At 69.6% G+C, this 23,048-nt stretch carries 20 protein-coding genes and 1 pseudogene; 10 read left to right on the forward strand and 11 right to left on the reverse strand.

The features are described 5' to 3' along the window. Positions 1–60 precede the first annotated feature (60 nt). Entirely contained in the window at positions 61–1,341 is a 1,281-nt protein-coding gene (locus J2S44_RS38525) for an IS256 family transposase (RefSeq protein WP_310407910.1), read from the forward strand. Between the two features lie 57 nt (positions 1,342–1,398). Here J2S44_RS38525 and J2S44_RS38530 read toward each other — a convergent pair. After that, positions 1,399–1,557, reverse strand: a pseudogene (locus J2S44_RS38530) (IS481 family transposase); the annotation flags it as partial. A gap of 66 nt (positions 1,558–1,623) precedes the next feature. Between J2S44_RS38530 and J2S44_RS38535 the strand changes: the two are divergent. Genes J2S44_RS38535 through J2S44_RS38545 form a run of 3 tightly spaced genes read left to right on the forward strand, consistent with a single transcriptional unit; the run spans position 1,624 to position 3,320 of the window. Next, on the forward strand, positions 1,624–1,935 hold the full coding sequence (locus J2S44_RS38535; RefSeq protein ID WP_310424805.1) for a transposase: 312 nt from the start codon (positions 1,624–1,626) through the stop codon (positions 1,933–1,935). Then, a complete protein-coding gene (locus tag J2S44_RS38540) occupies positions 1,932–2,846 on the forward strand; it encodes an IS3 family transposase (protein WP_310424807.1) in 915 nt (304 codons plus the stop codon). The genes J2S44_RS38535 and J2S44_RS38540 overlap by 4 nt, the downstream gene beginning before the upstream one ends. Before the next feature lie 54 nt (positions 2,847–2,900). After that, a complete protein-coding gene (locus tag J2S44_RS38545) occupies positions 2,901–3,320 on the forward strand; it encodes a hypothetical protein (RefSeq protein ID WP_310424809.1) in 420 nt (139 codons plus the stop codon). Between the two features lie 522 nt (positions 3,321–3,842). On the opposite strand, the gene J2S44_RS38550 is transcribed toward J2S44_RS38545, so the two are convergent. From J2S44_RS38550 to J2S44_RS38585, 8 genes are all read right to left on the reverse strand, one after another. Next, positions 3,843–5,018 (reverse strand): hypothetical protein, encoded by a 1,176-nt coding sequence (locus tag J2S44_RS38550; RefSeq protein WP_310424811.1) that lies wholly within the window; start codon positions 5,016–5,018, stop codon positions 3,843–3,845. Positions 5,019–5,245: 227 nt separating this feature from the next. After that, complete coding sequence (locus tag J2S44_RS38555) at positions 5,246–5,662, reverse strand: hypothetical protein (RefSeq protein WP_310424813.1); 417 nt, start codon at positions 5,660–5,662, stop codon at positions 5,246–5,248. A gap of 32 nt (positions 5,663–5,694) precedes the next feature. Then, entirely contained in the window at positions 5,695–5,865 is a 171-nt protein-coding gene (locus J2S44_RS38560; protein ID WP_310424814.1) for a helix-turn-helix domain-containing protein, read from the reverse strand. A gap of 313 nt (positions 5,866–6,178) precedes the next feature. Beyond that, the gene (locus tag J2S44_RS38565; RefSeq protein ID WP_310424816.1) at positions 6,179–6,664 is read right to left on the reverse strand and encodes an NUDIX domain-containing protein; all 486 of its coding nucleotides are present in this window, start codon (positions 6,662–6,664) and stop codon (positions 6,179–6,181) included. Positions 6,665–6,860: 196 nt separating this feature from the next. Further along, entirely contained in the window at positions 6,861–7,670 is an 810-nt protein-coding gene (locus J2S44_RS38570; protein ID WP_310424818.1) for a phosphotransferase, read from the reverse strand. An 89-nt stretch (positions 7,671–7,759) separates the two neighbouring features. Next, positions 7,760–8,287, reverse strand: coding sequence for a glycine-rich domain-containing protein (locus J2S44_RS38575; protein WP_310424820.1), 528 nt, complete (start codon positions 8,285–8,287; stop codon positions 7,760–7,762). A 368-nt stretch (positions 8,288–8,655) separates the two neighbouring features. Continuing rightward, positions 8,656–9,684: a hypothetical protein gene (locus J2S44_RS38580; protein ID WP_310424822.1), complete on the reverse strand. Its 1,029-nt coding sequence runs from the start codon at positions 9,682–9,684 to the stop codon at positions 8,656–8,658. A gap of 117 nt (positions 9,685–9,801) precedes the next feature. Then, a complete protein-coding gene (locus tag J2S44_RS38585; protein WP_310424824.1) occupies positions 9,802–10,053 on the reverse strand; it encodes a hypothetical protein in 252 nt (83 codons plus the stop codon). Between the two features lie 773 nt (positions 10,054–10,826). On the opposite strand from J2S44_RS38585, the gene J2S44_RS38590 reads away from it, so the two are divergent. The 6 genes from J2S44_RS38590 to J2S44_RS38615 all read left to right on the forward strand — a co-directional run bounded on the left by J2S44_RS38590 (position 10,827) and on the right by J2S44_RS38615 (position 20,641). Further along, the gene (locus J2S44_RS38590) at positions 10,827–13,820 is read left to right on the forward strand and encodes an amino acid adenylation domain-containing protein (protein WP_310424825.1); all 2,994 of its coding nucleotides are present in this window, start codon (positions 10,827–10,829) and stop codon (positions 13,818–13,820) included. 53 nt (positions 13,821–13,873) lie between these two features. Beyond that, positions 13,874–15,055: an ATP-grasp domain-containing protein gene (locus tag J2S44_RS38595; protein WP_310424827.1), complete on the forward strand. Its 1,182-nt coding sequence runs from the start codon at positions 13,874–13,876 to the stop codon at positions 15,053–15,055. A gap of 201 nt (positions 15,056–15,256) precedes the next feature. Further along, entirely contained in the window at positions 15,257–17,161 is a 1,905-nt protein-coding gene (locus J2S44_RS38600; RefSeq protein WP_310424829.1) for a sensor histidine kinase, read from the forward strand. Next, positions 17,161–17,604: a response regulator gene (locus tag J2S44_RS38605; protein WP_310424831.1), complete on the forward strand. Its 444-nt coding sequence runs from the start codon at positions 17,161–17,163 to the stop codon at positions 17,602–17,604. The genes J2S44_RS38600 and J2S44_RS38605 overlap by 1 nt, the downstream gene beginning before the upstream one ends. A 3-nt stretch (positions 17,605–17,607) precedes the next feature. Further along, positions 17,608–19,530, forward strand: a complete 1,923-nt coding sequence (locus tag J2S44_RS38610; RefSeq protein WP_310424833.1) for a hybrid sensor histidine kinase/response regulator — start codon at positions 17,608–17,610, stop codon at positions 19,528–19,530. 379 nt (positions 19,531–19,909) lie between these two features. Next, a complete protein-coding gene (locus tag J2S44_RS38615; protein WP_310424835.1) occupies positions 19,910–20,641 on the forward strand; it encodes a class I SAM-dependent methyltransferase in 732 nt (243 codons plus the stop codon). A 3-nt stretch (positions 20,642–20,644) separates the two neighbouring features. On the opposite strand, the gene J2S44_RS38620 is transcribed toward J2S44_RS38615, so the two are convergent. Both J2S44_RS38620 and J2S44_RS38625 read right to left on the reverse strand, forming a co-directional pair. Next, on the reverse strand, positions 20,645–21,589 hold the full coding sequence (locus tag J2S44_RS38620) for an NAD(P)/FAD-dependent oxidoreductase (RefSeq protein ID WP_310424837.1): 945 nt from the start codon (positions 21,587–21,589) through the stop codon (positions 20,645–20,647). After that, positions 21,586–22,971 carry an ABC transporter ATP-binding protein gene (locus J2S44_RS38625; protein ID WP_310424838.1) on the reverse strand — a complete coding sequence of 462 codons (1,386 nt, stop codon included), beginning with the start codon at positions 22,969–22,971 and terminating at the stop codon, positions 21,586–21,588. The genes J2S44_RS38620 and J2S44_RS38625 overlap by 4 nt, the downstream gene beginning before the upstream one ends. Between the last annotated feature and the right edge of the window lie 77 nt (positions 22,972–23,048).

Genomic DNA, 23,048 nt, shown 5'->3' on the forward strand with positions numbered 1-23,048 from the left:
CCGACACGCCGGGCTGAAGTCCTGGCGGGATGGGCACCGTGAGTGATGACATCGAACGTTGTGAGTCCACGGAAGAAGATCGAGGGTGACGGGCGGCAGCTGTCGCCGGAGCAGGCCGCTGCGGCGGCGATGGTGGCCGAGGCGAAGGCGCGCGGGCTGGAACTGACCGGTCCGAACGGCCTGTTGAAGCTGTTCACCAAGAATGTCCTCGAGACCGCGTTGAACGAGGAGATGACTGAACACCTCGGTCATGCGAAGAACCAGGCATCGCCGGAGCGTGAGTCGACAAATGTGCGCAACGGCAGCCGCGGCAAGACGGTGATCTCGGATGCGGCCGGTGAGGTGCGTATCGACGTGCCGCGAGATCGGGAAGGGACGTTCGAGCCGCAGATCGTGAAGAAACGGCAACGGCGCCTGACCGAGGTCGACGAGATCGTGTTGTCGTTGTATGCGAAGGGAATGACGACCGGGGAGATCTCCGCGCATTTTGCGGAGATCTACGGTGCGTCGGTGTCGAAAGAGACGATCTCGCGGATCACCGATAAAGTCGTGGCGGAGATGACGGAATGGTCGACCCGGCCACTCGATGCCGTTTACGTGGCCGTGTTCATCGACGCCATCGTCGTCAAGGTCCGTGACGGCCAGGTCGCCAACCGGCCGGTCTACGCGGCCATCGGGGTCACCGTGGACGGCCACAAAGACGTCCTGGGGTTGTGGTCCGGCTCCGGTGGCGAGGGCGCCAAGTTCTGGATGAGTGTCCTGGTGGATCTGAAGAACCGTGGCGTGCGGGATGTGTTCTTCGTCGTCTGCGACGGGCTGAAAGGGCTGCCGGACACCGTCGAGGCGGTGTGGCCGCAAGCGATCGTCCAGACCTGCATCATTCATCTGATCCGGAACACTTTTCGTCTGACCTCCCGGGCGGATGCCGACGCGATCAAACGCGACATCAAACCGATTTACACGGCGGTCAACGCCGACGCCGCGCTCGCCGCTCTGGACGACCTCGAGGAGAAATGGGGGAGTAAATACCGGGCGATGATCCGGTTGTGGCGTAACGCGTGGGATGAGTTCATCCCGTTCCTCGATTACGACGTCGAGATCAGGAAGGTGATCTGTTCGACGAACGCGATCGAATCATTGAACGCCCGCTACCGTCGTGCTGTTCGCGCACGCGGGCATTTCCCCAGCGAGCAGGCCGCGTTGAAATGCCTGTATCTTGTGACCCGCAGCCTGGACCCGACCGGGGCCGGCCGCGCACGATGGACGATCCGCTGGAAGCCCGTGCTGAACGCCTTCGCCATCACCTTCGGTGACCGCTGGCCGGCCGCCGAAACCTACTGACCGAAGAGCCGGAAACACCGATCTTGGTACGGACCCCAAACGTTCGTGGACAGCCCACTACATGTAGTTGTACTGCCCAGAGAGGTTGGGTACGCGGCTGGCGGGTGGGCCGCCGATGGCGGTGTGGTGGCGGTGGTGGTTGTAGGTGTGTAGCCAGCCGGGTAGGGCTTTGCGTCTGGCGGTTTCGCTGGTGTAGGGCTTGGCGTAGGCCCATTCCTGAGTTCCCCCCGGTTTGGCGGAGCTTCTCAAGCATGATCGACTGATCATGGGGAGGAAGTATCCGTGGCAGCACCGAAGAAGTACCCCGATGAGCTGAGGGCGCGTGCTGTGCGTCTGTATCGCGAGTCGGAGCCGAAGCCGACGATCCGGAAGCTGGCGGAACAGCTCGGCGTGCATCACGAGGCGTTGCGCAACTGGATCCGGCAGGATCAGGCCGACCGAGGTGAACGCGACGACCGACCGAGCACCGACATGGCGCAGGAGAACCGCCGGTTGCGTGAGGAGGTCGCTGAGCTGCGCCGGGTCAACGAGATCCTGCGTGCGGCGTCCTCGTATTTCGCCTCGGAGCTCGGCCCGACCCGGCGACGGTCATGAGGTTCGTCGACGAACACCGTGATCGCTTCGCGGTCGCGCTCCTGTTACGGGTTCTTCAGATCGCTGAGTCGACCTACTACCAGTGGGTGAAACAGGCCGAGCAGCCTTGTGACCGGGAGCTGGTCGACCTCGGGCTGCTCTCCAACATCTACGACGTCTGGGAGGCATCCGGCTTCACCTATGGCGCCGACCGTGTCCACCGGCAACTGCGTCGCGACGGCATCCACGTGGGCCGCAAGCGGGTCGAGCGGCTGATGGCCGGCCAGGGCTGGCACGGGGCGTTCCTGCGCCGCGGCTGGCGTGGCGGCTCCACTCGGCAGGACCCGCGGCACACGCCGGCGCCGGATCTGGTCGAGCGCAACTTCACCGCAGCGGCCCCGGATCGGCTCTGGGTCGCCGACGCCACCCGCATCCCGTGCGGGGAAGGCGTGTTCTGGCTGGCCGCGGTGCGGGACGTGTTCTCCCGCCGGATCGTCGGGTGGAAGACCTCCGACCGCTGCGACACCGACCTGATCCTGGCCGCGCTCGAATACGGCATCTGGTCCCGCGACGTCCGCGACGGCCAGCTGATCCATCACAGCGACAGAGGCTCGAACTACACGAGCTTCCGCTTCTCACAACGCCTGACCGACAACGGAATCCGCCCCTCGATGGGCTCAGTCGGCGACTCGTTCGACAACGCGCTGATGGAGAACTTCTGGTCGACCCTGAAGATCGAACTCGTCTACCGCACGTCCTGGCGGACCCGCGACGAGGCCGAGAACGCGATCTTCACCTACATCGACACCTGGTACAACACCCGCCGCATCCAACGCGAACTCGGCTACCTCAGCCCGGACGAATACGAGGCGGCCTGGCACGCCCAGACCCAGCCAGATAACCTCACCCCTGCCCCAACCGGAAGCAGGTAACCACCGCTCCGTCGAAACGGGGGGAACTCAGAAGCGGACGGTGACCGCAAACGCGTGGTCCTGACCGACCAGCGCATCGAACGCCTCATCACGGCAACCGAGACACTGGAAGACGTCGCCGCGAACTGGACGTCGTGGATCGACTCCGGCGGCATCTCCCACCCTCAGTGGTGCATCGCGCCCACCGAGACAACACCGGGCCTGAACCACCGATCCGACAGACAGACCGTCTCCCACCACAGCCCCACGAAAGCGACCCGCTCAGAGGTCATCGACCTGCAACTCGTCCAGACCATCCAACGCCGAGGACAGCCCGACAACCCCACCCGCGTCCTGCTCAACACCTGTACCGACTACGAACACACCACCTGGTACCTCGAACTCCACCAACTTCCCCTGATCCGTCTAGCTCTCGCTCAAGTCAGCCGGTGGCGATCACGGGAAGCCGATCAGGACGACACTTGCGAATATTGATCGGCCGGTTGTGGCCGGACAGCACCGCGGGGACGGCGCGCAGAGCAATCCCGGATCGGCGCTGCGGGCGTGGGCCGGTCCGTACCTGGCTGACGGATCAGGTACGGACCGGCCGGCGTTCCAGCACGGCAACGACACAGGCACTCCCGGGTTCCGCGCTCCAGCTGTACTCGGATCAGCGAGCGCGCCCGCCTGCGTCCTTTCGCAAGCCGTGCGGCCCGCGCGGAACACAACCTAATCGATTAAGATATCTTCCGATATGCGGCCACCCGTTCGAGCGACCCACCCCGGCAGTCGCCTTCGGGCTGGCAGGCCATCACCGAGTCCTCCTCGGCGCGCCCGGACCAGTCAGTACGTCTGCTTAGCGGCTGCGGTCGGGAACCGGCCACCCAGTCAACGGCGCCGGCCCATGCAGACCTTCCGGGCGGGATGAAACGGCTCCCTGGGGCCGCCGAGATCGTGACGGCCGGTCCGGCCCCGGCTGCGCCGCTGGCGCCGTCCTTCCCCGGTGCGGGCCGTTCCTCAGCGGCCGCGGTGGGGAACCGGCCAGGTGGTCAGGTCCGGTGGCCGGTGGAGTTGGTCCGCGGGGGCCGACGCTGGACCGGGCGCCGCCGCGTCGAGTTGCGCGGCGACGTCCGGGGCGGCATTGAGTGGCGCGGGTCTGCGGGTGGCCAGGTCGGAGAGGATGTCGGTGAGGTTCGCGATGCGTTCGTCAGCGGACGTCATCACCTCCCATTGCTTCTCCGCGCGGCGGATCAGGCCGGTGTGTGACGCACCGAGGACGTAGGTCTCCGTGACGAGCTGCCGTTTCATCAGTGCGTGTTCGAGCGCTTGCAGTGTTCCTCCGGCGAGATCGGCCAGCGCGTCCTTGAAGTGGTGCTGTTTGCCGGGCAGGTTCGAACTGTCCCGCGGTGGCGGCAGGGTCAGGTATGCCACGGTCTCCGCGATGGTGGCGCGCATCGGGTACTCGACCTTCGGCTGCGGCCCGTACTCGTCGACGAGAAATCCCGCTGTCCTCCACAGGGCGACCACCGGGTGGCTTCGCACCCTGCTCTTGCCGGCTCGCCAGCCGCCGAGGTGAGCCGCGCGTTCTGCCGCCCGAATGCCCAGCCTGCACGCATCCGAGATACTGAGTATGGTGGCCTGCTCCGGGTTGCGGTACAGGTCAGCGGCGACGGCCCGCACCACTCCGATCACGTCCCTGTTCCGTGCGACCCGCCACATCGCCGGCGCCACCGCGGACGCTACCTGGAGCTGCCGTATCACCTCAGGTGAGGCGTACCTGTGCCCTTCGAACTGCCTTCGGATCTCCTCGCCGAGAGGGCCGCCGATCCTCCGTATCTCACCTTCGTGCAGTGCCTTCAGCTCCGGGCTTCGGCGCATACCGCGCTCCAGCCACCGCCGTAGCTCCTGGTCCGTGGCACACGCGGTTTCCGCCACCAAGGCCAGATCGCCGATCACACCAGCCTTGCTGCCGGGCGACCGCAGGTGCACTCCCTGGCGGCTCCGGACCAGTGCGGTCGGATTGATATGGCTCGCAAGAACGTCACCGGCTGCGCGAAGCGCCGAAGCCGCCGAGACCAGCTGCTCCGCGACCACTCCGTGCGGCCGCGGCGCCGGCCACGAGGACGGCTCTTGCCCGGCCGCGAACACCGCCACGGCTCGCAGAAAGTGATCGATGTCCGACGGATACTCCACGCCGGCCCGCATCAAGATGCGAAGGCCTGCCACGGAAGGAAGCGCGATCGGCCCTCGACCGGCCCCCGTAGCGACCTGCTGCCGGACCCCATCCAAGGCCGCCCACACCTGACGCCGGGCCGCCAGCGCCGCCACCGCGTTCGCATGACCAGCTGCTGTGTCGTCGTGTGCGTCCGAGGCTGCCGCCTCCAGCGCGTCGACCGCACGGTCCAGTCACTGTCCGTAGCTCATTCCGGCCACCGTGCCGCAGCCCGTAACGCCGCCGCGGTGCTCACCATCACCCGCCGGCGGTCGTCCTGCTGGCCGGCCTCTGCGCACAAGACGTCCAGGGCATCCGCAGCGGCCAGGGCCAGATCACGGCCCTCGTTCAGGAGCGCGGCGTCATCGACGCGTGGGGTGACCAGCAGCGTGTAGTCATATGCCTCCGGGAACAGCAGACTGGCGCTCATGCCCGCCCCGAGGCCCAGCCGATCCCAGGCCAAGCCCACCAGCGTCTCCTGTGAGCCGCTCGTCCACCCGTGCTCCAGCAGCTGCAATGCCAGCGGCACCGCCTCGTCCATCGTCTCCCGGTCCGCCAGCGCTGCCCGTACCCGGCGGATCGCGTCTGGGAACTCGTCGTAGATGATCTTCTCCGCGTCGGACATGGAATGCCTCCTCAGACATCGGGCGCGGTCAGTCAGAGATCCGCGCCGAGCAACTCGAGAATCGACGGGACCGGCACCCGGTACCGGCGGCCGATCCGCAGCAGCTGCACCGGGAACTCGCCCGCCTTCGCAAGCTGGTAGGCCTTCGACCGGCCGATCCCGAAGATCGCCCCGGCCGTCTCCACGTCCGTGGTCGCACCCAACCGCCGGACCGCATCGATCGTCCACACCCTCCTGCGAGGCCGTACCGACTCACCGGTATCCGCCGCAGACGTAGTCATACGCTCCTCCGCCCTGCCGACAGCGGTGTCTGTGGACGACCCCCGCTGTTTGTGGATGACGCGTAGGAGGCTTCCGTTCAGGCGTTAGCGGCACCGCTACACCGCAAGACCGCCTGCCGGACAGCGGTCTGTCGGGGTGCGACAGCAGACCCGCGCGCGGGTCGCGACCACGCATGCCGAGCCCGCCCCGACCCGGATGTTCGCCTCAGTTGCTGCGAGCGAAGCGCGGGAGAAATCACCGCTCGGCTGGGGAGCCGGGAAGGTAGACGGTCGAGTTGTTGCGGTGCGCATGTAGCGCTGCCGTGACGCGGTGGCGTTCGGTGGCGGGCAGCCGCTCGGCGGCTTCGTCCGCGGTGAAGAACGCCCACACGCTGAGTTCGCGCTCCTGCAAGCGGATCGTCGTGTCCGGCGGCAGCTCGCCGCAGTCGAAAAGCATGCTGACCAGCGAGCGCCGGCGGTGTTCGGTGGGAGGTGCGAAGTCGACCAGGAGCAGCCGGCCGGGCGTGATGCTGAGTCCGAGTTCTTCGGCGAGTTCGCGTGCGCATCCGTCATGCGGGTACTCGCAGGCGTCGAGGTAGCCGCCGGGCCACGCCCACGCGTCCTTGTAGACGGGCTTGACGAGCAGGATCCTGCGCGAACCGGGTTCGGTGATCAGCGCCGCAGTCGTGGCGTGGAACGTGGCCAGCTGAGCGTAGAACACGTGTGGCTCGGTCCAGGTCATCGGCAGGACGGTAGCCGATTCCCGGCTGATCCCGTAGCGGCCAGCACGTCCGGGTGACGGTCGAAGAATGCGGCGGCAGGATGCGTTCGGCGAGAAGAGGCCCGTGAGAAGAGCGCGGGCGTGCAGGACTCCACCACTGTGTCACGGTCACGGCGCGAAACTTAACGGTGCGGCGGTGGAGCGCGGCCCCCGAGCGTTAGTGGACAGGATCGGATCGGTACCTCGACCAGGACTCGGCTGCTTGTGCGAGTGGGAGGTGGTGGCTGGCGCCGATCGTGCGGTGCCAGCCGTGCCAGAGGTCGGCTGCGGCCGCCGCGAAGAGTGTCAGCGCGGCCGGTGCGGCGCGTTGCCAGGCGTCGGCGCGGTGGACGGCGTGTTCCGCCGTTTCTGGGGTGTGGCCGGCGCGGATGAGTCTGATGGTGAGGAACGCGTAGGGGATCCAGGCGGCGCCGGTGCAGGGTTCGGTCCAGTCGACGATCCAGGTGTGATCGTCGCTGACGAGGAGGTTGCGTGGGGTCAGATCGGTGTGGATCAGCGTCTCGCCGGCGACTGCTTCCGGGCGGATGCGGTCGGCCCATCGGCGTGAGAAGGCCAGCGCTGCGGCGGGCGCGGGTGTCAGGGTGTGGGTGAGTTCGTCGAGGGCGGTGAGGACCGAGGGGATGTCGGGTGAGCCGGGGCTGAGGTCGGCGTGCCGGCCGGGGACGCGGTCGTAGCCGTGCAGCAGCCAGCCGTCCGATGCGATCGTCCAGCGCAGCCGCGGAACTCTGCTGGCGGGGAGCAGCGGGTTGAGGGTGGCTTCCCGTTCGTGGCCGCGGATCGCGCGGGGCGGGGCGGTTCGTGTGTCGAGGCCTTTGACGAAGATCTGACCGTGTGTGGTGGTCAGGATCGTGGCGATATCGGTGACGGAGCCCGCCGCCAGATCCTCCGCCTCGGTGATGTCCCCGGTCGCGCGTGCCACGGCAGCGCGCAGGTGCGGGGTGAGGTCGGACCACTGGCGGCGGGGCATCCTTCGTTCTCCTGCTTGCCGGCGTGACGGGTTGTGCCGAGCTTAAGGGCCGACACGGCCCACTACGGGCCGCCTTCCCGGCGCCCGGATCAGCGGGTGGGACTGTCGGTGCATCCGGCGTGGCATTGCGTGCAGTCGGCGGTGCCGCTGCTGGTCCACAGCGGCAGGTCGAGGCGGTACCCGGCGGTGGTGATCGCGGCGGTCGTCGTGCTGATCGGCGCGCTGTCGCCCGTGCCGGCGGGGTTGTCGGGGATGTGGTGGATGAAGCGGCCGGCGATGCGGTGGCAGAGGCTGTTGTAGAGATCGGTGTGCAGGATGAGGGTGTGCCAGCCGATGTCGACGAGGTCGGACGGGCCGATCGGTGTGGTCGTCACGGCGCAGGTGCCGAGGAACGCGAGGGCCTGGTCGAGGATCCGGGCCGGCATGTCGCCGATGAGGTCGGGACGGTCTGCGGCGATGCGCGCGGTGAGCGTGGCGAACAGCGCCGGGTCGAGCAGGTCGCGGGCGGTGCGCGCGGCCGGGTCGGGTGTCTCCTCCGGCCAGCAGTCGGCGCCCGTGGCGGCAGGCGGTGGGGGTGCGGTGGTGCGGTAGGCGTCGGATGCGGTCGTGGGGTTCACGGGATCCTCCGTTTCCGGTGCGGTTGCTCTCAGCATCCGGCGGCCGGCGGCGGGCGGGAACGGACCGATGTAGCACCTCCGTGGCACCTTCGATGCCACGCCCGTCGATGCGTGGTCCCATGAGGGTGCTCCGAGGGAAGGAGGGCCGGCCACGATGATCGCGGTGGACCGCTGGACCGGAGCCCACGCGCAGGCGCTGCGATACGCACTGCGAATGAGCGTGCGCGCCTACGCCGCCTATCTCGGCGTCGCCGTGCGGACCGTCTCGAAATGGGAACGGCTCGGCGCGCACACCTACCCGCGCGGTGTCTCGCAGGAGGTCCTCGATGTCGCGTTGAGCCGCTGTGACGAGGACACGTGCGCGAGGTTCACCGTGGCTCTCGCCGCGCGTACGGGTGCGCCGCTGGTGTCCGTACCCTCGGCGGATCTGGATCTTGAGGGTTGGGTCGACGACATCGAGCGGGCGGCCACGGCGCTCGGGGGACAGAACTTCGCGTTCGCCACCGCGCTGCTGCAGCGTTGGACGGCGGTGGCGGACCCGCACCGCCTCGACGAGCGTGGCCTTGCCGAGAGGCCTCGTCGCGGTCGGACTGGTCCCATTCTTCGAAGGGTACTAATGCCTGATGGGGTATCAAGTCGAGCACATCGCGGCCCGGGGTGCGCAGCGCACCTGCAGGTCGGATTTGCTCATAGGCGGCACTGCGGAGCGTGGCGATCACGCGGACGTCGTCTATAGAAATGATTCGTTCAAGTATGGCGGCAGTGACGCCTGAGTCGATATGGCGGTCCAGGTCATCGAGCCAGACTATCGCCCCAGGCGTAATCGTGTCGGACTCAAACATCAACTGAAGCGCGTTGGGCTCTATCTGGGGTACCAGCACTCGCAATTTGCCAAAAAGCGTACGAGCGGCCTCGGCGACAGATCGGGACTTGCCTGCGGCTGAAGGGCCGTGCACAAGCACGAATACGTGCTCGGTCAGCGCAGCATGCAGGAAGCTGTCCATCCGGTGCCGCCGGGTGTATGCCAACTGCCGATCGGAACCGTCCGCGCCGTGCCGCGGACGGCGCACCCCCAGCGTCTCCAGCGCTACATTACCCATCAGCGGCAATAACCCACTCTGCGCTCCCCGCGCCAGCCGATCGACGACCGCCACCCGCGCGGCAGTCTCCGCCGTGCGAGCGTCCGCCTTGGCTTTGAGCTTCTCGACGGCCACACCTGCCCAGCGCCACGTAGCGGTGACCCCGCCACCGACCAGCATCAGCACCCCTACGACCGTGCCGACTACTTGGGCCGCATTGGCGGGATTCGAGCTCGACCAGATGAACGCCAGCATCCCGCCGCCAACGAGCATCATCGACCAGATCAACAGCACCGCAGTGGGGAATCGCCACCTCATTTGACCAGTGTGAGGCGTCAGCGCCAGGAGTACTGTGCCACGCCCCCATCCAGTCCGCCTGCGGCCCGAATACCAGCGGACGGCTAGTCCGAAGCGATCCACTTCCGCCCAGTGCGATCAGCATCTACCACTCCGCTGAAGGGGGCATATCTTGGCTGCGTTGTCAGTGCACCCCGACCCGGCGAACCAGATCGTGACGTCCTCCGTAGGCGGCACCCCGCGGGGCAGCCGCCGGATGTCGTCGACGAGCGCGCCGAGGACGTCGTCCCGGCCCGCCGTGGCGTGCGGGCCGCCCGAGTCGAAGTGGAAGTCCGACAGGTGCAGCCAGGTGAGCTTGAAGTCGGAACGGCCCGGTGCCGGGTCATTCATCGTAGGTGAACTCCTCGAGCTTGCGACGTACATCGTTACTGAAGAACAGCTGCGAGAACAGGTCGCGGTCACCCATCCACTCGTCCGGAACCCAGATCCGGTCCCTGATCATCCTTGTCAAAGAACCCGAACCCGCCCAGAAGTAGCGCGGCTGCGATGAGAAGAGTGGCTGATCTGCGCATCTTGACCACCACTCGGATCGTCTCTCGGATGGAATACGACTCTAATAACGACACGGTTGGACTCATTTGGCTCACCGGCTCGGAAGGGCGACCCAGCGTGTGATGCGCTGGCCCACTCGGGTGAGTTCCATGCGCCGACGAAGAACGATTTCACGATATCGTTGTGTTCCCGTATGCATATGTCGGGCCTCTACTGGGTCGGAGACCGTTCCACCGGGCTGGCGGCGTACGAGTCGGCACTCGAACCGAGACTCCTGCTCCTGTTCAGTACGGCATCCTTTGGCGCATCCATACGCCGAGATGTCGTCCGCCAAGCGCCGCACCCCGACTACGGAATTGGCGCTTGACGGAGAAATCGTTCTCAGGCACTCGCCCTCAGAGCGGCACGCGAATCGGTTCACTGGTTCATACTGAACGCTGACAGGCGATCTCCCGGAAAGGGAATTCGCCGATCGGCGACTCGTGCAGCCCGGCGGGCGAGTGTGCGATCGCCCATGAGCGCGGAGTGGGCCGATGTCGCGTAAGGAACCGAACGCCCCGACCTCGGCGACCCGGTGGGGACCGCGGACGGCGTACCCGGATGACATGTCGATGGCGGAGCTCTTTCAGCGGCAGGCGGCTCGGACGCCGGTGGCGACCGCCGTTGTGCACGGTGATCGGCGGATCACGTACGCGGAGCTGGACCGGGCCTCGGACCTGCTCGCGGCTCACCTGGTCACGAACGGCGTGCGGCCGGGCGAGCCGGTCGGCATCCTGGGTGATCGATGCCTGGAAGCTCCGGTGGCGATGCTCGGCATCGTCAAGGCCGGGGGCGTTTACGTGCCGCTCGACCCGCGAGACCCGGCTGGCCGGCTGGGTGTGCTGACCAGTGAGCTGTCGCTGAGCCGCGTGGTCATCCTGCCGGGGGAGGGCCCGGCGCCGGCCGGGCTCGACGCGTCGCCGGTGATGATCACCGCGGACGGTCACGACCCGGAACCGGTGACCGTCGCACGTCGTGGCGGCGACGCCGTCTACGCGCTGTTCACCTCGGGTACGACCGGCGTGCCCAAGGCCGTGGCCGTGCCCCATCGGGCGGTGGTCCGCCTGGCGCTTGGCCAGGGCTTGACCCGGATCTCCGCCACCGACCGGGTTTCCGGCACCGGGCGCCTGACCTTCGACGCCTCCGTCTTCGAGATCTGGGGCGCGCTGCTCAACGGCGCCGCACTGGTGATCGTCGACGACGAGACCGTGCTCGACCCCGAACGCCTGGCGGCGCTGCTCACGGCCGAGCGGGTGACCGTGTCGTGGTTGACGGCGGGGGTGTTCCACCAGTGCGCGAGGCTGCGCCCCGCGATGTTCGGCCGGCTTCGGTGCCTGATCGCGGGCGGCGATGTGCTTCGTCCCGACCTCGTACGGCAGGTGCTGGCGGCCGGTCCGCCCGGTGCGCTGCTCAACGGCTACGGGCCTACCGAGAACACCGTCTTCTCCACCACCTACCACGTCCGCGAGGTGCCGCCAGGCACGGCCACCATCCCGATCGGGCAGCCGATCAGCAACTCCAGCTGCCTGGTCGTCACCGACTCCGGCGTTCCGGCCGGCGTGGGCGAGGAGGGTGAGCTGTGGGTCGGCGGGGACGGGCTCGCCGTCGGTTACCCGAACGATCCGGCGCTGACGGCGGAGCGGTTCGTTCCCGGCCCGTCGGGGCGGCCTGCCGACGGCCGGATGTTCCGCACCGGGGACCGGGTCCGGTGGTTGCCGAGCGGTGACCTGGAGTTCCTCGGCCGCCGCGACCGGATGGTAAAGCTTCGCGGGCTACGGATCGAGCTGGACGAGATCGAGGCGGTTCTCGCGCGGGCGCCGGGGGTCGCGGAGGCGGCGGTGACGCTGACCACCGACGATCCGGAGCATCGGGCGATCGTCGCCTACTACGTGCCGGTCCAGGGCGCCGGTGCGGCGGACGGTGCGGACCTGCGCGCGTATCTCGCGCGCCTGCTGCCGGGATTCATGGTCCCGGCCCGCGTGGTGCCGGTGCGACGGATACCGCTCTCGGGCACCGGCAAGATCGACCGTGCGGTGCTCGTGGCCGAATCCGGCGCGACGCCGGGGCGCGCGCCGAGCACGCCCATGGAGGTCGGCATGGCGCGGATCTGGGCCGAGGTGCTCGAAGTGGACGAGAACGAGCTGACCGCCGACGACGACTTCTTCGCGCTGGGCGGCAACTCGCTGCTGGCGGCCCGCGTCTTCGCCCGGCTTCGGACGACCTTCGCCGTCGACCTGGCGGCGAGCCGGTTCCTGACGGCGCGTCTGCTGGCCGACCCGTCGCTGGAGGGCTGTGCCGCAGCGGTGCAGGAGGCGCGGACCGGTGCGGCCGACGGCGGAGGCGGGTCGTCGCGGCTCGATCTCTGGCAGGAGGCGAGGGCGGCGGCGGTGCCGCTGAGAGGGCTCGGTCCGCGTCGGCCGCAGCGGCCCGCTGATGGGGTGTTCCTGACCGGTGCGACCGGTTTTCTCGGCAGCTACCTGCTGCGCCGGCTCGTCGAGCGGACGGACGATCGAGTGGTGTGCCTGGTGCGGGCGGAAGACGACGCGCACGGTCGGCGGCGGCTGGAGGCGGCGCAGGCCGCCTACGGTCTCGGGCAGCTGCCGGCGGACCGCGTCGTGGTCATGACCGGCGATCTCGGCACGCCGGGGTTGGGCCTGTCCGACGGGGATCTCGATCAGATCGCCCGGCAGACCCGCTTCGTGCTGCACGCCGGGTCGTACGTGAACTTCACCTACCCCTACGAGCGGCTGGCGGCAGTGACCGTGCAGGGAACGCGGGAGATCGTACGGCTCGCGGGGCGGCACGGAGCGGTACCGGTGCACTTCGTCTCGACGCTGGCGGTGCTGTCCGGTTTCGGGGCGGCGGGGGTACGCGACGTCGCAGAGGACACGCCGCTGCAGCATCCGGAACAGCTCATGATGGGATACCCGGAGAGCAAGTTCGTCGCCGAGCAGGTCCTGGCTCAGGCGGCCGCGGACGGGCTGCCGGTCGGTGTTCACCGGCCGTACGAGGTGTCGGGCGACCTGGTCGGCGGAGCATGGAACCTGGAGAACGCGACGTGCGCACTCTTCCGGCTCATCGTCGACCTCGGGCTCGCACCGGATGCGGACGTCACCCTCGACCTCGTGCCGGTGGACGTGCTCGCGGCGCAGATCGTCCACATCGCGCTGCACCGCACCGCCGACACCCGTACCTACCATCTGGCGAACCCGCGGCCCGCGATGCTGGGGGACATGGTGGAGGTGCTTCGCGCACAGGGATATCCGGTGCGGTTCCTGCCCCTTGCCGACTGGGTGGCGCGGGCCATCGCGTACGTGTGCGACCATCCTGAGCACCCGTTCACGCCGTTCGTCCCGCTCTGGGTGGACCGCACCCCTAGCGGACTGCTGGTCAAGGAGCTGTACTTCCGCTCGGTGTTCCCGCGCTTCGGGCGGGAGAACGCCGAGCGGGCCCTGAGCGGGTCCGGCATCCGGATGCCCCCGGTCGACACGGCGCTGCTGGAGCACTACGTGCGATTCTTCCAGCGGTCCCGGTTCTTCCCGCCGGCCGCGGTGGGCGCACGATGACGCTGCCGCGGATCGCCGTGCTGCTCGATTTCGGCGCGGCCACCCCGCTGAGCGTGCTGGCCGCCGCGCGCGGCCTGGCCACCGTGATCTTCTTGTGCGACCACGAGTCGTCCTACGTCCGCGGTGTGGCGGCGGAGGTCGGTGCGCTGGCAACCGCCTGCGACATCACGGGTCTGAGCGACGACGAAATCCTCGCGCTGGCCGACTGCGCCGAACTCGACGGCATCATCACCTTCAGCGAACGGCAGATCATGCGGACCGCACGGCTGGCCGCGCGACGCGGCCTGGCCTTTCACGACCCGGACACTGCGCGGGCGGTGACCGACAAACTCGTCCAGCGGCGCCGGCTTGCCGAGGCCGGGGTCCAGAACACCCGGTGCCGGCTCGTACGCGAGCCGGCCGGCCTCGGCGCCGCGCTGGACGAGGTCGGGCTGCCGGCGATCCTCAAACCGCGGTGCGGGGCGGGCAGCGCGCGTACCTGCCGGGTCGACACCCGGGGCGAGGCCGTCGCCCGTCTGCGGGAGTTCGGTGACGGCGAGTTCATCGTCGAACAGGTGCTGGCCGGTGAGCCGACGATCGCCGGGGCCGACTGGGCCGACTACGTATCGGTCGAGTCGGTGACATCGCACGGGCGGATCGAGCACATTGAGATCACCGGAAAGTTCCCGCTGGCGGAGCCGCTGCGCGAGACCGGATATGTCGTCCCGAGCACCCTCGGCGAGGCCGCGCGGGAGGCGGTGCGCGACGTGACGACTCGCGCTCTGCGGGCACTCGGGGTCACTCACGGGGCGACCCACACCGAGGTCAAGCTGGGGGCCGACGAACCGACGATCATCGAGGTCAACGGCCGGGTCGGTGGCTACGTGGCCGACCTCATCCGCACGGCACGCGGGTTCGACCTCATCCGGGCCGCGCTGCTCGCGGCGCTGGGCCGCGGCGGCGGCGCGCCGGAGGGTGGTTACCGGCGGCACGCCTTCCAGCTCTTCCTGACCCCGCCGATGGCCGCAGTCAGTTTGCGCGGCTTGGACGGCACGGAGGAGCTGCTCGCGCGCCGGGGCATTCACGCGGTCGAGGTCTTCAAACGGCCCGGCGACCGGATCGACTGGCGGGACGGCACGCTGGCTTACGTGGGGATCGTGCACGGTGCCGGTGCCGACCATCATGACGTGCGGAGACTTGCTGAGCTGTCGCTGCGGACGCTGAATATCACGTACGAACTCGCGAAATCGCCATAAGCGGCAAGTTGCCCTATAGGCTGATATTCTGGTCCTAGCTATGTCGCCGGCCGAGGCGCATCCGGGGGAACGGCTATGGCAGTCACGCCGACGGTGAGCAGGCCCGCTGGAGACCCGCCGACAGATCCCGTCCAGACGGTCGACGCGCGCTCCGACACCTCCGCGATCACTGCCGGGCGGTCTCCGACATCGACTCGGACGGTGGTGGCCACCGCGGCCGGTGCGCTGGCCATAGCCCTCGGTGCCGCGCTCCTCGCCGGCTGGGACGTCCTGCTCTCGGCCCCGGGGATGCTGTCCCGGACCCAGCCCGGCATCGCCGCGACCTTGATCGCTCTCGGTCTCGGCCTGCCCCTGCTGGCGACCGCCACCACATCCCCCGGCAGGGTGGCCTTGACCCGCGTCGTCACGCTGGCCGGCCTGCTGACCGCGGCCCTGGCGCTGACCCTGGCCGTCGGCGGCGGGCACGGCAGCCGCTCCGGGCAGATCGTGATCGCGGCCAGCCTGCTGTTGACCGCCGCCGCTCAGGCAGCCGTGGCCGTTCTCGATGGCCAGGCGCCGACCGTCGCACACAGCCTCCTGGGCGCCGCCGCGTGTCTGTGTCTCGTCACCTGCTTCGGGTACCTCTTCGCGGCGGCGGACGGACGCTACGGCGAAGACCCGGTCGGCGCGTTCGGCGCCGCTGCCCTGCCCGAGGCGGCCGGACTGGGCCTCGTGGTGCTCGGCACCCTCGTGGCCCGTCCCCGCGAGGGAATGCTGGGCCGGCTCAGCGTCAGCGGCCCCGAATCCCGTCGCCTCGTCCGCGCGCTGGCCGTGGTGCTGGCCGGCACGCTGACCGTCACCGGGGCGGCGATCTGGCTCGGGCTCGACAGGTTCGCCCCTCTACTGACCGGCCTGGGCGTCGCCTCCCTGATCGGTTTCGGGCTCTACGCCGCCTGGGCGGTGGCCCGGATGGAGCGGGCCCGCGCCGACGCTCGGCAGGAGGCTGCGGCCAGCCACAGCCAGCTGCTGAAGCTGATCGACAACACCAAGTCGAACATCTACATGAAGCGCATCGACAACGGGCAGTACATCCTCGTCAATCGAGAGTGGGAACGACTGTTCGGGGTGCGCCGGGAGGAGGTCATCAACCTCACCGACCACGGCGTCTTCGCGCCGGAGTTGGCCGACCGGCTGCGAACGAACGACCTCGACGTCGCCCGTGCCGGTACCACCGTGCAGTACGAGGAGACGGCGGACAGCGCAGACGGTCTCCGCACCTACATCTCGGTCAAGTTCCCGGTGCTGGACAGCAACGGCGAGCCGTACGCGGTCTGCGGCATCTCCACCGACATCACCGATCGCAAACAGGCCGAGGAGCAAGTCCGACGGCTCAACACCGAACTCGAGAAACGCGTCCGCGAACGCACCGCCGAGCTGGAGGCGTCCACCCGCGAGCTGGACGCGTTCGCGTACTCCATCTCGCACGACCTGCGCGCGCCGCTGCGATCACTGCACGGGTTCAGCGAGGCGCTGCTGGAAGACTACGGCGACGTCCTCGACGACACCGGTAAGGACTACCTGAGCCGGTTGCAGCGCAACGTACGGCGCATGGGCCGGATGATCGACGATCTGTTGAACCTCTCTCGCGCCACCCGCGTCGAGCTTGCCCGGGAGGTCTTCGATCTGACGGCGATGGCGAAGGACATCGGCGCTGACCTGAGCGAAGCCGATCCCGGCCGGTCGGTGCGGCTGAGCGTCGCAGACGACCTCACGCTCTACGGGGACCCGCACCTGGTGCGCCTGGCCCTGCAGAACCTGCTCGCCAACGCCTGGAAGTTCACCGGGCGGTGCGCTGATCCGGCGATCGAAGTCGGCCGCTGCCAACGCGGCGGGGAGGATCTCATCTTCGTGCGCGACAACGGCGCGGGCTTCGACATGCAATACGCCGACAAGCTCTTCAACGCCTTCCAGCGGCTGCACTCCACCGCTGACTTCGAGGGCACCGGGATCGGTCTTGCCATTGTCGCCCGCGTCGTACGTCGGCACGGCGGGCTCATCTTCGCTGAGGCCGAGCCCGGCCGCGGCGCGACCTTCTACTTCAACCTGATGAGCGAGAGGGAGGCGTGATGACGAGCAGCCAAGGCCGGATTCTCCTCGTGGACGACAGTGCCGACGATGTAGCGCTGACCCTGCGTGCGCTGCGCAAGAACCACATCACCAACGCCGTGGAAATCGCCTCCGACGGTGAAGAGGCGCTGAAATGCCTCTTCCCGGAGGACAGGCAGCAGCCGCTGCCGGCGCTGGTCCTGCTCGATCTCAACATGCCCAAGATCGGCGGTCTGGAGGTGCTGCGAAGGATCCGCGGGGACCAGCGCACCCGCTACCTGCCGGTCGTCGTGCTGACCACATCCTCCGAGGACCAGGACATCGTGCGGACCTACGATCTGGGCGGGAACAGCTTCGTGCGTAAGCCGGTCGCTTTCGACGAGTTTCTCGACGCCATCCGGCTGCTCGGCTGTTATTGGCTGCTGGTGAACCAGGTAGCGCAGCACCGGGCCGCGGCGGGTTGAGCCATGGCCACCACCCGGGTGCTCCTGATCGAGGACAGCGAGGACGACGCCTTGCTTGTCATCAACCGGCTACGCCGCTCCGGGCTCGACATCGAGTACGAGCGGGTCGAAACCGCCGAGGACGTGACCCGAGCCTTACGGTCCTCGCCACCGGAGATCATCATTTCGGACAACAGCATGCCGTCCTTCGACGCCCGAGCCGCCCTGGTGCTGCTGCACGCCTCCGGCCTGGACATACCGTTCATCGTCGTCTCCGGCCAGATCGGCGAGGAGCCGGCCGCGTCGCTGATGCGCGCGGGAGCGCACGACTTCGTGCTCAAGGACAACCTCACCCGGCTCGCGCCGGCGGTGCAACGGGAGCTTGCCGAGGCTCAGGAGCGCCGTGAGCGGCGTCGGGCAGAGGCGGCGCTGCGCAGCAGCGAGGACCGCTTCCGGCTGGTCGCCGAGCATCTGATGGACGTCGTGTTCCGTTACCGGCTGGGTGCCACACCGCGGTTGGAGTACATCAGCCCCGCCGCAGCCGCCCTCACCGGTCACTCGCCGGAGCAGTTGCAGAACGACGAGGAGCTACTCTTCGCCGCGGTCGACCCCGCCGACCGAGACGCGCTGCGCCGGTCCTGGCAGTCGCCGCCGGATGCGCCACTCACCGTGCGCTGGCGGCTGCCGGACGGCAGCCTCGGCTGGATCGAACAACGCCTGGTGCTCGTCGTGGACGACGGCGCCACCATCGGCGAGGGGGTGCTGCGCAACATCACCGAGCAGGTGCTGGCCGCCCGCCGCCGAGAGGAACTGGAGCATCAACTGCACCAGGCCGAACGCCTCGATTCGCTCGGCCAACTGGCCGGCGGCATCGCGCACGACTTCAACAACCTCCTGGGAGTGATCAGCGGGTACGTCCGGTTCGTCCTCGAGGATCTCGGCGAGGACCACCCGAGCCGGCACGACATGGAGAGCATCGATCACGCCGCACGCCGGGCCGCCGCGCTGACCCGGCAGCTGCTCATCTTCAGCCGCCTCCAGCCGTCGCAGCCCGAGACCGTCGACCTCAACGCCGTCGTCGCCGAGATCGAGCGTCTGCTACGCAGGACCATCGGAGAGGACATCGACTTCCGGATCGCTGTCCAGCCGGACCTTCCGCGGGTCTTCATCGATTGCAGTCGCTTGGAACAGATCATCATGAACCTGGTGGTCAACGCGCGTGCGGCGATGCCCGACGGCGGGCGGCTGATCCTTGCCACCGGTACCGATGACGACGGACATGTCTGTCTTACCGTGAGCGACACCGGCTGCGGGATGACCGAAGAAGTGAAGCGGCGTGCCTTCGAGCCGTTCTTCACCACCAGGGGCCGGGGACAGGGCAGCGGACTCGGGCTCTCCACGGTCTACGGGGCGGTGACGGAGGCCGCCGGCACGCTCGCACTCACCTCCCAGGTCGGCGTGGGCACGTCGATCACCGTCTGCCTGCCCGCCTCCGGGCACTCGGACGCCGAGCAGCCGTCCGAGGACAAGGACGGCCCGGGCGCGCGAGGTGACGGCGAGCGCGTCCTGATCGTCGAGGACGACGACGGCATCCGGCGAATCGCCTGCCGCATCCTTTCCGGGGCGGGCTACTCCGTACTCGATGCCGCGACGCGGTCCGAGGCGCTGGAACTCGTCCGCGATACCGGCCAGGCCTTCGATCTGATCCTGTCCGACGTCATCATGCCCGGGATGACGGTGACGGAGTTCATCGACGCCGTGCAGGAATCGCGGCCCTCGCTGCCCGTTCTGCTCATGTCCGGCTACACGGCCGATCACACCGCGAACAGCCAACCCCTGCCCGGCCATATCCCGCTGATCGCCAAGCCCTTCAAGGCGGCGGCACTTCTCCGGCGGGTGAAATCCGTGATCGAAGCCCGGCGGGTGGACATTCCCGTTCACCGTTGAGGCCCGTGTCGCCGGACGCCGACTCGACCGTCTTGGCCCTTCGTCCACAAGGCGCGACTCGCCGCATGCCGGCGCCGCTCACCAGTTCGAGGGCTCATGGGCCGTCGGCCTGCCGGCCCGCCGCCACCGGTTCCCGGGCTGCCCCGGGAGGGTCCCGGCCTGCCGTCCGGGGCCAGGGGGAGCGGTGCGCCGCGCCGGCCTCGCATCGCCGCCTATAATGAAAACCGTTTCTAGCAGGAGGTGGCGGGCAGGTGCCCGCCGGGCGAGAGAGGACGCCAACCGTCATGAAGCGCGACAGGCATTCCGAATGCCGGCCGATCATGCACGTCACGTGCTTCCCGGCGAGGGACGTTCGCCACCAGTCCGCCGGCGTGAACGCGTGAGCGACGAGTACCGGGACTCGGCCGAGTTCCTGGACCTGATGAGCCACGGCATGTGGGACGCGCTCCGCGGCCCGGTGACCGCGGCGCTGCACGGAGCGGATCCGGCGAACGGGCCGGTCGTCGACCTCGGTGCGGGCACCGGGCTCGGCACGGCCACGATCGCCGCCGCGCTACCGAAGGCGCTGATCACGGCGGTGGAACCGTCGTCGTCGCTGCGCGCGGCACTGCTCGCCCGGATCGGCGTGGATCCGGACCTGCGTGCCCGGGTCAGCGTGCTCGGCGACCCGGCGGAGACCGTGGCGCTGCCCGGCCGCGCCGCCGCCGTGCTGGCGCTGAATATGATCGGCCACCTCGCGCCGGACGCGCGCCGGGACCTGTGGCGGCGCGTCGCCGGTACGCTGCCGCCGAGCGCGCCGCTGGTGGTCAATGTGCAGCCGCCGGACGAGGCGGTGCCGGTGGAGGAGACGGTCTTCGCGCGCGTGCCGGTGGGCGGGCACGTGTACGAGGGCGGCGGCCGCGCCGAGCCGTCCGGGCCCGGACAGCTGACCTGGCACATGACCTACCGCGTGCGGGACGCGGCCGGCACCGTCGTCCGCGAGGCCGCGGTGTCGTACGCCTGGCACGTGTTGTCCGTCCCCGCGCTCGTGACGGAGCTGGCCGCCGTCGGCCTGGAGGCGCAGCCGGTGGAGGGTGGCCTGGTCCGGGCCGTGACCGCCCCCACCGGCTGATCGTCAGCCCAGCGGCACCGGCAGCCCAGCCCGGAACATCCCCTGCTCCAGCCAGACCGCCGCCCGCACCCCGTCCGCGGCGGCCTGACTCACCAGGGTCAGGCCGTCCGGCAGGGCCGCGAGGCGGGCCACGTCGCCGGCCGCGGACACCCCGGGCACGCTGGTCGCGGCGAACTCGTCCACCCGCACGTACCCGTCCGGCAGCAGCTGCGCGCCGAGCTGCGTGGCGAGCGCCGTCTGCAGCTCCACCGGCGCCCGGTGGAAGACCACCTGGCAGGGGAGCGCGCCGCCGTCCGCGAGCGCGACGGTCAGGTCACCGTGATCCCCGCGCAGCTCCACCACCGGCGTTTCCACCACGCGGACACCGAGTGCGCGCAGGTTCGCCAGGATCGGCTCTGGCAGCGTGTGAGGGCCGTCGGTGGCCACCACGACGTCGTCGCTGTACCGGTCGGCGACGTACGCGGCGAGCATCACCTCGGCCGGCTCCCGGCCGAGGACCACGATGCTGCTGCCGCGGGCCTCCCACCCGTGGCAGAACGGGCAGTGCAGCACGCTGCGGCCCCACCGGTCGGCCAGGCCGGCCACGTCCCACGGCCGGTCGGTCTGGCCGGTCGCCAGCAGCAGCCGCCGGGCGCGACGGGCGGTCCCGTCGTCGAGCGTGACCGTGAAGTCGTCGATCCCGCCGCCGGCCGACGTCGCCCTGGCCCGCACCACCTCGACGGACGAATAGGACTCCAGCTCCCGGTGCCCGGTCCGGAGCAGCTCCAGCGGGGAGAAGCCGTCCCGGCTGAGGAACATGTGGACGCCGTCGGCCTGGCGGTTGCGCGGCGGACCGCCGTCGACCAGTAACGTGCGACGCTGCTGACGGCCGAGCACCTGCGCCGCGCTGAGCCCGGCGGCGCCGCCGCCAATGACGACCACGTCGTACCCGTCGGTCCCGGTTGTCATGATGTTTCTCCCATCGGTGTCTCCTGAATGCGAAGTGTGCGGTCGGCGCGTGCGGCGACCGCGGAGTCGTGGGTGGCCGCGAGCACGGCCAGCCCGTCGCGGCGCAGCGCGTCCAGCAGATCCAGCACGCCGGCCGCGGATGCCGGATCGAGTGCGGCGGTGATCTCGTCGGCGAGCAGCAGGCGGGGTCCGGCCGCCAGCGCGCGGGCGAGCGCGATCCGCTGGCGCTGACCGCCGGACAGCCCGGCCGGTCGCCGACCAGCCAGGCCGGGATCGAGACCGACCCGCTCCAGCAGCTCCCGCACGGCCGCCGGCCGCAGGGCCCGCGGCATATCGCGCAGTGTCCGCAGTGGACGGGCGATCGCGGCGCCGACCGGATGCGCCGGGTTCAGCGCGTCCGCCGGGTGCTGGCCGACCAGCTGCGCGGCCCGCAGCAGGCCGGCCGGGCGACGCCGCACCGGCCACGGCAGCGTCTCCCCGGCCAGGCACGCATCCCCGCGTTCGACCGGATGCAGGCCGGCCAGCGCCCGCAGCAGCGTGCTCTTGCCCGACCCGGACGGCCCGCGCACGGCGACCAGTTCGCCAGCGTGCACCTGAAGGTCCATGTCGGACACCAGCACCGGGCCACCGGCCGGCTGGGCGAGCGTCAGCCCGCGCACCTCCAGCAGTACCGGTGCCGGCGCCGCCGGGCGCGCGACGGGTGCCATGTCCCGCGTCGCCATGGTCGGTGCCGCCGGGGCCGGGCCGAGGCGCACCACCCGGTCCGCCACCGAGGCGACGAAGTCCGCGTCGTGCGAGACCACGAGCGTCACCCGGTCCGGGTCGCCGCGCCGCGACCGGATCGCGTCCGCGACCAGGGCGAGCGCGGCCGGATCGAGCGCGCTGGTCGGCTCGTCCAGGATGAGCAGCGGCGGCCCGGCCGCGATGGCCCGGGCGATCGCGACGCGCTGTGCCTGACCGCCCGAGAGCTGGTGGACCCGCCGACGGTGCAGCGACGGGTCGAGCCCCATCCGGGTCAACGTCGCGGCGGCCCGCGGCCCGGACACGCCCGCCTCCACCACCGCCGCCACCGCGGTGAGCAGCGGATGCAGCGTCTGCCGCGGATCCTGGCCGACCACACCGGCGTGCGTGCGTCGCCACCGCCGCGCGACGCGACCGGGGTCAACCGGGACCCCCTGCCACCGGACCGTGCCCGCGGCGCGGCGCAACGGCGGCTCGAGCGCGTCCAGCAACGCGGTCAGCAGCACGGTCTTGCCGACGCCGGAGGCGCCGGTCACGGCCACCACCTCGCCCGGCGCCGCAGAAAGATCACCGAGCACGCCGACGGTACGCCCGGCGGCGTCGACCACCCGCAGACCGTGGACCTCCAGACTCCGGCTCATCGCCGTCCCCTCGGCGACGCGGCGATCGTCGAGCGTTGCGTCGGGCCGCACTCGCCGTCGCGGTTCATCCCGGCCGG

The organism is Catenuloplanes niger, assembly GCF_031458255.1.
In the GTDB taxonomy this organism is placed as follows: domain Bacteria; phylum Actinomycetota; class Actinomycetes; order Mycobacteriales; family Micromonosporaceae; genus Catenuloplanes; species Catenuloplanes niger.